Raw genomic sequence first — 14,732 nt, 5'->3', positions numbered from 1 at the left:
ACTTAGAGGGTCAGGAGAGTAGAAGATGCAGGATAAGTTCCAAAGAAAAATCAATTATATGCGAATGTCCATTACGGACCGCTGTAATTTGCATTGCCAATATTGTATGCCCAATGGGCTGGAGAATCCTCTTCCCATGGAGCGTTTGCTGACTTATGAGGAGCTTTTGCAGGTGGCAAAGGCCGCAGTAGCCTGCGGCATTACCCGCTTTAAGGTTACCGGAGGAGAACCTCTGGTGCGAAGAGGAGCTGTGGATTTTATGGCTTCTTTAAAGTCTCTTCCCGGAGTGGAGCAGGTAACGATTACCACCAACGGATTGTTGCTTTCCGATGCATTGCCAAGATTTCAGGAAATGGGATTGGACGGGATCAACATTAGCTTGGATACACTGATTCCGGAGCGCTTTTATGAGATTACCGGTTTTGATGCCTTGGACAAGGTGCTGAATGCTATCAAGGAGGCAGTAGCCTGCGGAATTCCTGTGAAGCTGAATACCGTTTTACAAAAGGGAGTAAATGAGGATGAAATCTTTGCTCTTTTGGCTCTTTGCAAGAAATATCCTTTGGATCTTCGTTTTATTGAAATGATGCCCATTGGCTATGGAAATGAGCAAAACGGCATCGGCAATGACTTTTTGCTGGAGAAGCTGAAGAAGATTTATTCGGGGATCATAAAGGACATTTCTACCCATGGAAATGGTCCGGCAAAGTATTATAAGATTCCCGGCTTTCAGGGTTCAGTGGGATTTATTTCCGCCATACATGGAAAGTTTTGCTCCCATTGCAACCGCATTCGTCTGACCTCTACAGGAAAGATTAAGCCCTGTCTGTGCTTCGGAAACAGTATAGATGTCCGGGAATGTCTGCGAAATCCGGCATTTTCGGAAGAACAAAGGGATGAAATTTTATTGGAAAAAATTCAGGAAAGTATTTGGGCAAAACCGGAAAGCCATTGCTTTGAAAAGCTTTCCGAGGTAACGGAAAAGCGGGAAATGGGAAGAATCGGTGGATAGAATAGAGGATATTATGGGAAAAGTATTAGCCATTTGCTTGAGCGAGCAAAAGGGAACAGAAAAATCAGAGGTAGAGGAAGCTCTCCTGGTAGAGGACTTCGGCCTTCAGGGGGATGCCCATGCCGGAAAATGGCATAGACAAGTGAGCCTTTTAGCCTTTGAGAAAATAGATGATTTTCGAAAAAAGGGAGCCCAGGTGGACTTTGGGGCCTTCGGAGAAAATCTGGTGATTGAGGGATTTGATCTGTCCAAGTATCCGGTGGGCAGTGAAATTCATGTGGGGGACTGTGTTTTAGAGCTTAGCCAGATCGGAAAGGCCTGCCACAGCCACTGCGCCATCTTCCATCGTATGGGAGACTGCATTATGCCAAGAGAAGGCATTTTCTCCGTGGTGAAAAAGGGAGGAAAAATCCGGGTGGGGGATCCGGTGGAAATTCTCCCCGGGAAAAAGGACAGACCCTTTACTGCGGCAGTGATTACCCTGTCGGACAGAGCTTCTCAGGGAGTATATGAGGATCAGTCCGGTCCGGTGATTGCGGAGTTTTTGAAAAATCAGGGAATGATTGTGGAGGAGCAGCTTCTCCTTCCCGACGGAAGACCGGAGCTGGAGAAGGAAATCAAGAGACTGGCGGATCAGCGGCAGATTTCTTTGATTCTGACCACCGGGGGCACCGGATTTTCCGAAAGGGACTGTACTCCGGAAGCTACCAAGGCGGTATGTGAAAGAGAAGTACCGGGGATTCCGGAAGCTTTACGCGCTTATAGCCTGTCCATCACCAAGAAGGCTATGTTCAGTCGTCAGACTGCAGGCATTCGGAAGAAATCTCTGGTGATTAATCTTCCCGGCAGTCCCAAGGCCTGCAAGGAGAATCTGGACTACCTTTTCCCGGATTTATTCCACGGTTTGGGAATCCTTCGGGGAACGGATACGGATTAAGTACGCTACTTTTCCTGAAATTTTCTGAGAGTGGGTATAGATTAGGCCTGTTGCTTTCTTGAAGTTCTCTGAGAATGGATATAGATGAAGCTCACTACTTTTCCTAAAGCCTCCGGAGGAAGAACGAAGAGGTTGGGGAGAGAAAACATAAAAAAGGAGAAAAGTATGAAGAAAAAAGTATTATTTGCTTTAGCCCTTGCAGCAACATTGGCTATGACAGCCTGTGGAGGAGCAAAGAAGACTGAAACTACCGCTGCGGCAACAACAGAGAAGGCCTCTGAGAAGGCTAGTGAAAGCGCTTCCGAAAATGCTACCGAGGCTGCAAAAGAGGATGGAGAGAAGACCGAAGTACAGGTTTTCGTAGCAGCTTCTTTAAAGAATGTGATGGAAGACCTGGGGCAGCAGTACGAGAAGGAGCATCCCGAGGTGAAGCTGGTATTTAACGCGGATTCCTCCGGAAAGCTTTTAAGCCAGATTCAGGAAGGCTATGCCTGCGACATTTTCTTCTCCGCTGCACAGAAGCAGATGGATACTTTGGAGGGAGAAGGAAACCTTGTAGAGGGAAGCAGAAAAAATGTAGTCAACAACCAGCTTTGCGTAGTTACTTTAAAGGACAGCGGAACCAAGGTTACCGGTTTAGAGAATTTGAAGGATGCGAAGTCCATCGCCTTGGCAGACGGTACCGTTCCTGTAGGAAAGTACACAAGACAGGCTCTTGTTGCTTTAAAAATTCTTCCCGAGACGGAGGATGTCTCCAAGATTAGTACTCAGGAAGTATCTGAAGCTTTAGGCGGTGTAGAAATTTCTGAGCAGTCCAACGTTTCCAAGGTTTTGGCGGCAGTGGTAGAGGGATCCTCCGAAGTAGGAACCACCTATTATTCCGATACCTACGGTTATGAGGACAAGCTTCAGATTCTGGAGAAGGTGCCTTACGATTTGACCGGAAATGTCATCTATCCTATTGCGCAGATTAAGAACGAAGAAGCAAGTCAGGAAGAGCAGGATGCGGCAAAGGATTTCATTGCTTATGTAACTTCCGACAATGCAAAGACCACCTTCCAGAAGTATTATTTCGATACTGACGTAAAATAATGATGAATGAATTATTAGCAGGACTCCGGTCGTTAGACTGGAGTCCCTTATGGATATCCCTAAAGACAGCCTGTATCACCACGGTGATTTGCTTCTTTCTGGGGATTTTTTTAGCCCAAAAGGTAGGAAAATGGAAGGAGCCCTGGCAATCCATCGTTGACAGCGCTCTGACCCTTCCCATGGTCTTGCCCCCTACGGTGGCAGGCTATTTTTTGCTTTTGCTTTTCAGCAAAAGAAGACCTGTGGGCATTTTTTTGTTTTCTCATTTCGGCATTAAAGTGGTTCAGTCCTTTTTGGGCTGTGTTCTTGCGGCAACGGTAATTTCTTTGCCTTTAATGTATAGGAATGCCAAAGCGAGCTTTGCCTTGGTTCCGAAGGATTTGGTGCAGGTGGGAAGAACCTTGGGACTGTCGGAAACGAAGATTTTCTGGAAGATTATTCTGCCCCTTTCCGGTCCGGGAATCCTATCGGGCGCGGTGTTAAGCTTTGCCAGAGCTCTGGGAGAGTATGGCGCCACATCCATGCTGGCGGGAAACATCCCCGGAAAAACCGCCACCATTTCCCAAAGAATTGCCCTTGTGATGCAGGACCAGGACTATGTGACTGCGGGAGTATGGGTAGGGGTGGTGATGCTGATTTCGTTGTTTTGCATGACGGCGTTACAGCTTCTAAGCAAAAGCCGAAAATAGAAAGTTTTGAAAGGAGTTGTAATGGAGAACGCAGAACAATCGTCTTTTTGTAAGCTGTCCTTGCAGCTTCCTTTGGATAGCTTTCTTTTGGATATTCATTTTTCTTCTAATAAAAAGCGGATTGGAATTTTGGGGGCTTCGGGTTCGGGTAAGAGTATGTGCTTAAAGAGCATTGCTGGGATTGTGACGCCCAAGCAGGGAGAGATTCTGCTGGGGGATTCTTGCCTTTTTTCTTCTTCGAAAAAAATCAATCTGCCACCTCAAAAGAGAAGAATCGGTTATCTTTTCCAGTCCTATGCCCTTTTTCCCCATTTGACGGTGTGGGAAAATATTGCCATTGCTATGCAGGGTAAGGCGAATAAAGAGAGCTGGTCGGAGCGGATTTTCGCTTTGCTTCGGAAAATGGAGCTTTCGGGACTGGAAAAGCGTTTTCCCGGGGAGCTTTCCGGAGGGCAGCAGCAAAGGGTTGCCTTAGCCCGCATCTTTGCCAATGAGCCGAAAATGATTCTTCTGGATGAGCCTTTTTCCGCCTTGGACTTGTATTTACGGGATAAGATGCAGGAAGAGCTGATGCTGCACTTGGAGGAGTTTCCGGGGCAGGCCATCATGGTTTCTCACTCCCGGGATGAGATTTACCGCTTTGCAGAGGAAGTGATTATGCTGCAAGAGGGGAAGGTGATTGGACAGGGTGAGACCAAGGAAGTTTTTCGACAGCCGAAGAACCGACAGGCGGCGATTTTGACCGGCTGTAAAAATATCGCAAAGGCGAAAAAGCTGGGAGAGCATAGCATTTTCATAGAGGACTGGGGGCTGGAGCTTACGATGGAGCGGGAAATTCCGGATAAGCTTTCCGCCATCGGCTATCGTGCCCATGATTTTGTTCCGCTTTGTTCCGGAGAAGAGGAGAATGCTGTGCCGGTGAAGCTGCTTTCCAAGGCGGAGCTTCCCTTTGAGCAAAACTTTTATTTTCAGCCGGAAAAGGGTGAGGGCGAAATTTGCTTTTTGGTGCAAAGAGACGGTCCCTATGGTAAAATGCAGGAGATTCCCAAGGCTTTACAGCTTCGGGAAGAGAAGCTGCTCCTTTTGACGGAGGAGAATTAAAATACAGGATGTTTAGCATTTTATCGGAAGAAAATTAAAATACAGGATGTTTAGCATTTTACCGGAGGAGAGTTAAAATATAGGATATTTAGCATTTGCCGGAGTGAAATTAGAAGCATAAATCTTGGAGATTGGGAGAGCTATGGGAGAGTTTAGTCATTTTGATGATCAGGGAAATGCCAGAATGTTGGATGTTTCCGGAAAGGCGGATACAGAAAGAACCGCTGTGGCAAGAGGAAGCATTTTCCTCAGTAAAGAAGCCATGGAGGCGGTGCTGGGAAGAAAGGTCAAAAAGGGAGATGTGTTCACCGTGGCTCAGGTAGCCGGGATTATGGGGGCTAAAAAATGCTCGGAATTGATTCCCCTTTGCCATATTTTGCCTTTGCAGTCTGCCAAGATTTCCTTTCAGGTTTCGGAGGAAGAGGGAAGGATTACGGTGGAGTGCCTTTGTAAAACCGCCGGAAAAACAGGGGTGGAAATGGAGGCTCTCACCGGTGTTTCCGTAACTCTTCTGACCATTTACGATATGTGCAAGGCCATTGACAAAAGGATGCACATGGAGGGGATTCACCTTGTGGAAAAGCAGGGGGGAAAGAGCGGTGCCTTCTATTACGAAGAGGAGAAGAAATGATTTATCTGGATCATGCAGCCACAACAGCGGTATCGAAGAGTGTCAGGGAAGCTATGCTTCCCTATTTTTCTGAGGATTACGGGAATCCGTCCTCTCTCTATCTTTTTGCCCAGAAGGCGAAAAAGGCGGTGGAGGACAGCAGGAGAAGCATTGCCGGTCTTTTGGGGGTAAATCCAAGGGAAGTTTACTTTACCTCCGGCGGGACAGAGGCGGATAATTGGGCGATTCTTTCAGCGTTTTACTCCGCCATGGGGAAAAAGAGCAGCTTATCCGGATCCGATGCAGAGCAAATGAGCAGTCTATCCGGCTCCGAAGTAGCAGGTTCCGAAGTAGCAGGTCAAAAGCAAAGACAGCCCCATATTATCTGTTCCGCCATAGAGCATCATGCTATTTTGGAAAGCTGCAAATTTGCGGAAAGTCTGGGGGCAAGAGTCAGCCGGATTCCGGTGGACAGTGAGGGATTTTTGGACTTGGAGGCTTTGGAGCAGGCGATTACAGAGGATACGGTTTTGATTTCCGTGATGGCGGCCAACAATGAAATGGGAACGATTCAGGATTTGCGGGCTATCGGAGAAATTGCGAAAAAGCATGGGGTGCTTTTTCATACGGATGCGGTGCAGGCTTTCGGGCAGATTCCACTGTTTTTAGAGGAAATGGGGATAGACCTGCTTTCCGCCAGTGCCCACAAGCTTCATGGACCCAAGGGCGTTGGACTTTTGGTGATTCGAAAGGGCGTTCGTCTTCCGGCCTTCCTTCATGGGGGAGCCCAGGAGCGGGGCTTTCGTGCCGGTACGGAAAATGTTCCCGGTATCGTAGGCTTTGCCAAGGCGGCAGAGGAGGCCTTTGCCGGCATGTCGGAAAGAGAGAAAAGAAAACGGGAGCTTCAGAAGCTGTTCTTCAGAAGACTTTTGGAAGAGGTGCCCGGAATCAAGATTACAGGGGTGAATCCGTTGGAAGCTTCCGGGGAAAAAAGACTTTCCGGCAATGTGCACATTTGCATAGAGGGAATAGAGGCGGAGAGTCTCTTGCTGCTTTTGGATCAAAAGGGGATTTGCGCCAGCGCCGGTTCCGCCTGTGCCAGCGGTTCCGTGGAGCCAAGCCATGTGTTGCTGGCCTTGGGAAAAAGCCATGTGGAGGCCTATTCCGGACTGCGTTTAAGCTTTGAAGAGGACTTAAAGGAAGAGGAGCTGGAGTTTACCGTGAAGGCGATTCGAGAAGGGGTAGAGCGCTTAAGGAAGGAATAACTTTCATATCCGTATACGGATATTATCCGAATGTGGAGTATAGGAGAAGAAGCTAAGCCATTGTAAAATAGGCAGAGATAGGCTTCTTCTTTTTTTACTTAGGAGGTTCCTTATGCTTGGGAAGGTGAAAAGACATAAAATCAGTAGAGAAGAAAAAAGAGCAATTCTTGCAGAGTTTACTTTAATGGATGATATCTTTATGAGGGTGGTTTTGCAGGATGTAAAATGCACGGAATATATCCTGAAAGTTCTTATGGAGAAAAAAATCAAAGTAAAAGAACAGCATTTACAAATGGACTTAAAGAATTTGCAGGGTCGGTCTCTTCTTTTAGACTGTCTATGCGAAGATGAAGATGGAAAACTCTATAATATTGAAATGCAGAACGATCTGGAAGGGGCCAGTCCCAAAAGAGCAAGGTATCATGCCAGTCTTTTAGATATGCATAGTTTAGATGCCGGAGAAAAGTTCACACAAATACCGGAAAGCTATGTTATATTTATCGTGAAGAAAGATATACTGAATTTACAGAAACAGATTTATTATGTGGACAGAAGGATTAGGGATTCGGAAGAATACTTTTCAGATGGTTCACACATCATTTACTTAAATACTGAGATTACGGAAGAAAATGCTTTTGGGGATTTGGTAAGGGACTTTCAAAGGAAAAATCCGCAAGAAATGCATTCGTCGGTTTTGGCAAGAAGAGTGAAGGAGTTAAAGGAATCTTCCATGGAGAGAAAAGGAGGGCCGGAGATGAATATGGCACTGGAAAAACTATTAGCAGTAGGACGGGAAGAAGGAAGAGAGGAAGGAGAAAGCAGAGCAGCTCAATTAATGGGGCTTCTTGCGGAACAGGGCAGGCTGGAAGATATTAAAAAAGCTTCTTTGGATCAGGAGTTTCGGAAACAACTACTCAGGGAGCTGAAACTCTAAGGGCTAAAGTAAGAGGCTTTCGGATTCTAAATATATTTGAAAAAAGAAAAAAAATTATTGACAACAGATTTACATGTGATAATATATTCATATGTAAATCTGTTGTTGCTTTTTTGAGTGGTTTTTATAGCCTGCCATTCATTATGCAAGAGAAGAGGGACTTTACAAAAATTTTTACCATAAGGTTCGTAAAGTCCGTAATCTCAGAAAGGAGAGGAATGAGTCAAGTGATTGCCTTGGAACATCAAAGAGCAGATAGTCATGCAACGATTTCCGAGGATAGCTTATGTGATTTAGCGGAAGTGTTTAAGGTCTTTGGAGATTCCACCAGAATCAAGATTCTCTACGATTTGTTTGAAGGAGAGAAAAATGTTACGGAGATTTGTCAGGACTTGGAAATGAATCAGTCCGCCATTTCTCATCAGTTAAAGATTCTTCGTACCGCCCGCTTGGTTAGCGGAAAAAGAGTGGGGAAAAGCATTCTCTACTCCTTGGCGGATGAGCATGTCAAGACCATCATTGCCATGGGCATTGAGCATATCGAAGAATAAAAGAAGTGATGAGAAATCAATGAGAAATCAATGAGAAATCAATGAGAAATCAATGAGAAATCATAAGAACAGAAACTATTTACTATAGGAAACAATAAAAATCAAGATAGAAAAGAGGAGAAAAAATGAAGAAGAAGTTTGAATGTGAAATTGATTGTGCAAATTGTGCGGCTAAGATACAGGAAGCTATCGGAAAGATTCCGGGAGTACAGTCTGTAAAGCTAAACTTCATGATGCAGAAGTTTACCTTGGAGGCGGAGGATGATCGCTTTGAGGAAATTTTACAGGAAGCCATCCGTATAGGAAAGACTATTGAGCCGGACTTTGCAGTAAAGGGCGTATAAGAGTATAAAGTCCAAAGCTTACAGTACTATGAGTAGAGTATTGAAGCGGATTATCAGAGTAAGTACCGGAAAAGCAATAGTTTAGAGTAAAGTATAGAGTAGAAACAATATAGTAAAGAAGAGCAAAGCATAGAGTAGAAAAAATATAGTAAAGGGGAAATACCATGTCAGAGAAACTTATTCGGGAAAGAAACAAGCTCCTTCTTTCCGTCATCTTATTCTTAATCTTATTGATTGTGGAAAAGACGGGGATTCTTCCCTTCCTTCCGGAGCATTCTCTTTGGTATCTTCCTTTGTATCTGATTCCTTATTTTCTCAGCGGCCTTTCCGTGGTAAAGGAATGTTTTCTGGGAATCAAAAACCGACGTCCCTTTGACGAGGCCTTGCTAATGACGGTGGCCACCTTAGGCGCCTTCCTTTCCGGAGAATTTGCGGAGGCGGTGGCGGTCATGGTCTTCTATCAGATGGGAGAGCTTTTCCAAAGTTATGCGGTGGGAAAAAGCAGAAAGTCCATTAAAGAGCTGATGGATATTGTACCGGAGCTGGCCCACATTGAAAGAGAAGACGGCACCGTAGATACCGTGGATCCGGATGAGGTAGAAGTAGGGGATATGCTTTTGGTAAAGCCGGGAGAAAGAGTGCCGGTGGACGGCATTGTCCGTCAAGGAGAAAGCATGGTAAATACGGCAGCCCTTACCGGAGAGTCCGTCCCCAGAGAGGTATTCCCCGGAGAAAAGATTATTTCCGGCTGTATCAATGGAGAGGGCATGCTTCGTATAGAGGCTTTGAAGGCCTTTGAGGATTCCACCGTTTCCAAGATTTTGGAGCTGGTGGAGGAGGCCTCCGAGAAGAAATCCAAGGCGGAGAACTTTATCACAAAGTTTGCCCGGATTTATACTCCGATTGTAGTATATGCGGCATTGGCATTGGCTGTATTGCCAAGTCTTGGCCTGTTCTTGGGAACAAAAATAGGCTTGGTGTCTCCGGCGTTTTTCGCAGCCCATCCTCCCCTTACCTGGTTATATCGTGCCTGTACCTTCTTAGTAGTGTCTTGCCCCTGTGCCTTGGTGATTTCCGTGCCCCTGTCCTTCTTCGGAGGAATCGGTGCGGCATCTCGAGAAGGTGTGTTGGTAAAGGGCTCCAACTATTTAGAGCTGGTATCCAAATTAAAGGTTGTGGTGTCCGATAAAACAGGAACCCTAACCAAGGGGAATTTCGCCGTGCAGGAGATTGAGCCTTGGGAGGGAATTTCCAAGGAAGAGCTTCTTCGTACTGCCGCTATGGCGGAAAATGGTTCTACCCACCCCATCGGGCTTTCCATTCTCAGCGCCTATAAAAAATGGATGGAAGATTCTTCGAAGGCTAATGCTTCTCCGGAAGATGTCGTAGTAGAAAGTGATCCGATGAAACATTCTTCCGGAAAGGAAAGCAACAGTCTTCCTTTCCCGGAAAATACGGAAAATCGCAGCGGTGCAGGCTTGATTTCCATTGTGGAAGGGTGCAAAATCTTAGTGGGAAAGGCCAAGCTTTTAGAGGAAGAAGGCATTTCCGTACCACAGCAGGAGAAGGCAGCTGCCACCATTTGCCTGGTAGCAAAGGACGGTCAGTATCTTGGAAGAATCTTGATTGCGGATGAGGTGAAGGAAAGCAGTAAGGAAGCAGTTTCGAAAATGAAGCAGCAGGGCATTGAAAATGTGGTTATGCTTACCGGAGACAGTACTCCTGTAGCGGAGGCGGTAGGCCGGGAGCTTTGTTTGGACAGCGTTTACGGAGAGCTGCTTCCCGCCCAGAAGGTGGAGAAGGTGGAGGAAATCCTTAGCTCTTTAAGCGGAGAGGGAGAGAAGCGTAGAGGTTATCTTGCCTTTCTCGGAGACGGTATCAATGATGCACCGGTGCTTTCCCGGGCGGATGTGGGCATTGCCATGGGGGCTATGGGGTCGGACGCTGCCATTGAAGCGGCGGATGTGGTGATTATGGATGATGACCTACGCCGAATTCCCACTCTCATTGCCATTGGAAAGAAGACCATGAGGATTGCGATGCAGAATATCGTTTTTGCCCTTGCGGTAAAGTTCCTGGTGCTCATCTTAAGTGCCGTAGGACTTGCCAATATGTGGGCAGCAGTATTTGGAGATGTGGGGGTTACTGTCATTTGCATCATCAATGCTATGCGCTTGATTCAAAACCCGAAATCTATCTAAAAGAGAAGGAGAAGTCCTGAGAAAATGGAGAAGAAACTGGATTTTTTTTATATCGGTGAGTCCTATGGGGGAAACCAGGATTGGTGTTTTGACCATATGATGCAGCTGGGGGGCTGTGGCGCTATTACCGCCTGCGACAGTTCGATTTATCTTGCCCTGCACCATGGAAAAAAATCTTTATATTCCGGGAATTTGGAAAAATTAGATCAGGACGAGTACCTTTATTTTACCGAAGAAATGAAGAAATACCTGCATCCCCGTTGGTCCGGCATCGATAAACCGGAATTATACGTGGAAGGCTATCAGAATTTCCTGAAGGAGCATCAGGAGGAAAACCTGATGATGACCATTGTTCCCGGAGCGGAAAATGTTGCCAAAGCGAAAGAATGTATTGTGGAACAGATTGATAAAAATCTTCCTGTTCCCATTCTGATTCTGAATCATCAGAACCCGGAAATGGATGACTATATCTGGCACTGGTTTTTGCTGATAGGCTACCGTTATCAGGGAGATGACCCCTTGGCGGAGGGAAATGATTTTCAGGTGCAGACCGTTACCTACTCGGAAGCGGCTTGGGTTCCCCTGGAGGCGCTTTGGGATACAGGCTATAAGACCAAGGGCGGTTTGATAAAGTACCATTTACTATAAAACAAACGGGGATGGAAAAATAGATAAAGCCTTCCTTTCCGTATAGGGTTAAAACTCGGGCACGCTCCCGCTAACCTCGCCTACGTATATGAGCTAACCGGGGCTGATATTTTTCAAAAATTGGCTTTGATACTGGATTATGTGCATCAATATAAATCGCCCTACTTCCTTGATTTACAAGGCTGTAGGGCGGTTCATTCTTTTTTAGAAGTGAATGGAAAATATAGTAAAGCGAATCTTCCTGTAGCGTGCCCGAGTTTTAAGCCTATCCTGTCAGGAAGAGCTTACTGTTTTATATTCGCTTCTTTTTCTTCTTTTATAGCATCGATAATTCACCCAAAGCGATGAAGTTCTTCATTTCCTCCGTAATCCACTTGTCCTTATGGTAGAAGAGCTGACGATACATCTGCATCTCAAAGTCCTGCACCTTCAGAAGCCGTAGGCTTCCGTTGTTCAGACTTTCCTCCACGGCATATCTGGGGAGGAAGGAAAGTGCTTGATTTTCTTTGATTAATTCGATAATTACATCCGGATTTCTGGTTTCAAAGAAGGGGCGTATACCCAAATGCCGGGAAGCCAATTCCTGCTCTAAAGCGTATCGGTAATTGGAATCCTTCTCCGTTAGGAAGAAGGGCTGGTTTAAAAGCTCAGCCAAAAGATATTCTTCCTTTTTCGGTAGCTTAGCATCTGTGGAAGCCACAAAAACGACAGACTCCGGCTCCTCTAAAGTCTTCTCCCAGTTCTGTCCGTAAACCTTCTGGTCGATGTAATAGGCCAAATCAATCTGGTTATGATCCAGCATCTCGTTCAGCTCCTTCGGTGTTCCGGAGCGGATTTCCAAAGCCACGGTAGGGTAGTGTTTATAGAAATAACTGACTACCTTCGGCAGTTTAAAGCTGAGCAAGGATTCCAAAGTGCCTACACGCAACCTGTGATCCTTTACTACGGCATTTCCCAACATCGCATGGACATCATCCACTTTTCGAAGAATTTCATTGGCATACATCAGAAACTTCCTTCCGGGAGGGGTTAATTCCACGTGCCTTCCTACCCGGTCAAAAAAGCGGGTGTTGAATTCCAGCTCCAGTTGGCGAATCTGAATGGTTACCGCCGCCTGGGTGTAGCCCAGAGCTTCTGCCGCCTTGGAAAAGCTTTGTAATTCAACGATTTTTATAAAAGAATGCAGCTGTCTTATTTCCATGATGTCTATCCTCCAAGCATTATCTTCTCAGTATATAACCAATATTCAATTTTTTGTTGAAAACGACCTATAAAATTTATTTCCGTTTCTTGCAAAATATCTTATAATAAAAAATTTTCCTATTGACTTATGTTTATTTTATCACAAAAGGAAGAAGGGGGAAAGGAACGCTTTTCTGAAGATTCTGAAAATTCTACGCATTTTCAAGGTTTATTCTATCACTGTATTTCAAGAAGAGAGGAAACAAAGCCGAAAACCTGCCGGGAACAAGAAGGAAAATAAGTAGGAAAATAAGTAGGAAAATAAGTAGGAAAATAAGTAGGGATAGAATAGTCTTCCTACAGAATGTACGGGAAAATAATTTTGACATAGTCAGAGTCGGAGAGTATGATAGGGAACGGCGTAAATGTACGAAGAAAATTGAATAAACTGAGATTCCCTGAGAATAGCTACAAAGGAGGCTAAAGTGGAGAAAATCAAAAATATCGGAGAAGAAGCTATTTACGATGCCAGAGTCTTGGGAAAAGGAAGGTTTGTGGTCTTAGGATTACAACATCTTTTTGCCATGTTCGGAGCAACGGTGTTGGTACCCTTGCTGACCGGCTTATCCATTTCCACCACCCTGCTTTTTGCGGGACTGGGCACACTTTTGTTTCACTTTCTTTCAAAGAATAAGGTGCCCGCGTTTCTAGGCTCTTCCTTCGCCTTTTTGGCAGGGTATATGAGTATAGCACCCAATAAGGAGCCGGAGCTTCTGCTCTACGCCTGCTTCGGGGTAGCCTGCGCAGGACTGATGTATCTGGTGCTGGCCTTTCTCTTTCAGGCCTTTGGAGCCAGCCGGGTTATGCGATATTTTCCGCCGGTGGTTACAGGACCGATTATCATTGCCATCGGGTTAAACCTTTCCAAGTCTGCAGTGGAAAACTGTTCCACCAACTGGGGACTGGCTCTTCTGGCTATCTGCGTAGTCATCTTTTGCAACATTTTCGGAAAAGGAATGGTGAAAATCATTCCCATCCTCTTGGGCGTGTTGATATCCTACAGCTTTGCGGCGGTTTTAGGCTTTGTGCCTTTTGACAGTATTAATGAAGCGCCGATTTTCGGCTTTCCGATAGACTATCACAGAACGGTTTTCTCCCTATTTACCGAGGGTAAGCTGGACCCGGCTTTACTTCTGAGCAGCAGCTTGACCATTATCCCCATTTCCTTTGCAACGATGATGGAGCATATCGGCGATATCTCCGCCATTTCCTCTACGGTAGGCATTAACTATCTGGAGGATCCGGGCTTACATAGAACCCTTTTGGGAGATGGCTTAGCCACAACGCTTGCTTCCCTTTTCGGTGCTCCTGCCAATACAACCTACGGAGAAAATACCGGTGTGCTGAGTCTTACCAAGGTTTATGACCCCAGAGTCATTCGTCTGGCTGCCTGCATTGCGGTACTCCTTAGCTTCTGCCCGAAGTTTTCCGCGGTGATTGAAGCAATGCCTCAGGCGATTATCGGCGGAATTTCCCTGGTGCTATACGGCATGATTTCTGCGGTGGGGGTTCGAAATGTGGTGGAAACCAAGGTGGATTTTTCCAAGAGTAGAAATATCATTGTGGCGGCCATGATTCTGGTATTGTCCATCGGTATCAACTACTCCTCCGAGGGAGCCCTGCATTTTCAGCTCTTCGGGATTCAGATTGCCTTCTCCGGCATTGCCACAGGCTCTTTAGTAGGAATTTTGTTAAATGCCATCCTGCCGGATAAGGACTATGAATTCGCAGAGAATAAGCCAAACGACACAGGCGTGGATTTACAGATTTCACAGGGAAAGAGCTTGTTATTCGAAATTGCAACAAAATACGGTGACAAGGAAAAGAAGGAATAAAGACTAAAAAAGGACTGTAAGATAAATCAAAATAAATCTTCTAAGCAATATAGGCCTGAAACGGGACATACTCTCACTAGCTTAATCCTGTGTATTGAAGGACTGTATTTATTATAAAGATGCGCTCAAATGCAGTATGGATCTATAATCGGGGCACGCTCCCGCTAACCTCGCCTTGACTGAGCAGTGGTTTATGTTAACCACTGCTCACTTTGCTTGTGCGCCTAGCGGCGCACGTTTCTAACGGGTTAAAGTCCCGAATCCGCCCGGT

General features: G+C 45.7%; 14 protein-coding genes. 13 read left to right on the top strand and 1 reads right to left on the bottom strand.

Annotated elements, in window-relative coordinates; all coding sequences use genetic code 11:
* Positions 1-25 precede the first annotated feature (25 nt).
* From moaA to RDQ32_RS04595, 12 genes are all read left to right on the top strand, one after another.
* Positions 26-1,012: a GTP 3',8-cyclase MoaA gene (gene moaA, locus RDQ32_RS04650; RefSeq protein WP_308579291.1), complete on the top strand. Its 987-nt coding sequence runs from the start codon at positions 26-28 to the stop codon at positions 1,010-1,012.
* 13 nt (positions 1,013-1,025) lie between these two features.
* Positions 1,026-1,949 carry a molybdenum cofactor synthesis domain-containing protein gene (locus tag RDQ32_RS04645; protein WP_308579313.1) on the top strand — a complete coding sequence of 308 codons (924 nt, stop codon included), beginning with the start codon at positions 1,026-1,028 and terminating at the stop codon, positions 1,947-1,949.
* A gap of 165 nt (positions 1,950-2,114) precedes the next feature.
* Positions 2,115-3,041: a molybdate ABC transporter substrate-binding protein gene (gene modA, locus RDQ32_RS04640; protein WP_040649201.1), complete on the top strand. Its 927-nt coding sequence runs from the start codon at positions 2,115-2,117 to the stop codon at positions 3,039-3,041.
* 2 nt (positions 3,042-3,043) lie between these two features.
* Positions 3,044-3,730: a molybdate ABC transporter permease subunit gene (gene modB, locus RDQ32_RS04635; RefSeq protein WP_308579312.1), complete on the top strand. Its 687-nt coding sequence runs from the start codon at positions 3,044-3,046 to the stop codon at positions 3,728-3,730.
* 21 nt (positions 3,731-3,751) lie between these two features.
* Positions 3,752-4,831: an ATP-binding cassette domain-containing protein gene (locus RDQ32_RS04630; protein WP_308579290.1), complete on the top strand. Its 1,080-nt coding sequence runs from the start codon at positions 3,752-3,754 to the stop codon at positions 4,829-4,831.
* Between the two features lie 142 nt (positions 4,832-4,973).
* The gene (gene moaC, locus RDQ32_RS04625) at positions 4,974-5,462 is read left to right on the top strand and encodes a cyclic pyranopterin monophosphate synthase MoaC (protein ID WP_308579289.1); all 489 of its coding nucleotides are present in this window, start codon (positions 4,974-4,976) and stop codon (positions 5,460-5,462) included.
* A complete protein-coding gene (locus tag RDQ32_RS04620; RefSeq protein ID WP_308579288.1) occupies positions 5,459-6,706 on the top strand; it encodes a cysteine desulfurase family protein in 1,248 nt (415 codons plus the stop codon). Before moaC ends, RDQ32_RS04620 begins: the two co-directional genes overlap by 4 nt.
* A gap of 112 nt (positions 6,707-6,818) precedes the next feature.
* Positions 6,819-7,640, top strand: coding sequence for a PD-(D/E)XK nuclease family transposase (locus RDQ32_RS04615; RefSeq protein ID WP_308579287.1), 822 nt, complete (start codon positions 6,819-6,821; stop codon positions 7,638-7,640).
* Between the two features lie 218 nt (positions 7,641-7,858).
* Entirely contained in the window at positions 7,859-8,191 is a 333-nt protein-coding gene (locus tag RDQ32_RS04610) for a metalloregulator ArsR/SmtB family transcription factor (RefSeq protein WP_304072585.1), read from the top strand.
* A 125-nt stretch (positions 8,192-8,316) separates the two neighbouring features.
* Positions 8,317-8,535 carry a cation transporter gene (locus tag RDQ32_RS04605; RefSeq protein WP_007157499.1) on the top strand — a complete coding sequence of 73 codons (219 nt, stop codon included), beginning with the start codon at positions 8,317-8,319 and terminating at the stop codon, positions 8,533-8,535.
* A 164-nt stretch (positions 8,536-8,699) separates the two neighbouring features.
* Complete coding sequence (locus tag RDQ32_RS04600) at positions 8,700-10,736, top strand: heavy metal translocating P-type ATPase (RefSeq protein ID WP_308579286.1); 2,037 nt, start codon at positions 8,700-8,702, stop codon at positions 10,734-10,736.
* A gap of 24 nt (positions 10,737-10,760) precedes the next feature.
* On the top strand, positions 10,761-11,384 hold the full coding sequence (locus RDQ32_RS04595; protein WP_308579285.1) for a hypothetical protein: 624 nt from the start codon (positions 10,761-10,763) through the stop codon (positions 11,382-11,384).
* Positions 11,385-11,700: 316 nt separating this feature from the next.
* Here the strand turns inward: RDQ32_RS04595 and RDQ32_RS04590 are convergent, their stop codons facing one another.
* Entirely contained in the window at positions 11,701-12,585 is an 885-nt protein-coding gene (locus RDQ32_RS04590) for a LysR family transcriptional regulator (protein WP_007157496.1), read from the bottom strand.
* A 466-nt stretch (positions 12,586-13,051) separates the two neighbouring features.
* Between RDQ32_RS04590 and RDQ32_RS04585 the strand changes: the two genes are divergently transcribed.
* Positions 13,052-14,461, top strand: coding sequence for a uracil-xanthine permease family protein (locus tag RDQ32_RS04585; RefSeq protein ID WP_308579284.1), 1,410 nt, complete (start codon positions 13,052-13,054; stop codon positions 14,459-14,461).
* Positions 14,462-14,732: the final 271 nt, after the last annotated feature.

This window comes from uncultured Oribacterium sp. (genome assembly GCF_902481605.1).
GTDB classification, from domain to species: Bacteria; Bacillota; Clostridia; order Lachnospirales; family Lachnospiraceae; genus Oribacterium; species Oribacterium sinus.
The sequence above is the reverse complement of the archived record's forward strand: the minus strand, read 5'-3'. Positions and strand labels throughout refer to the sequence as shown.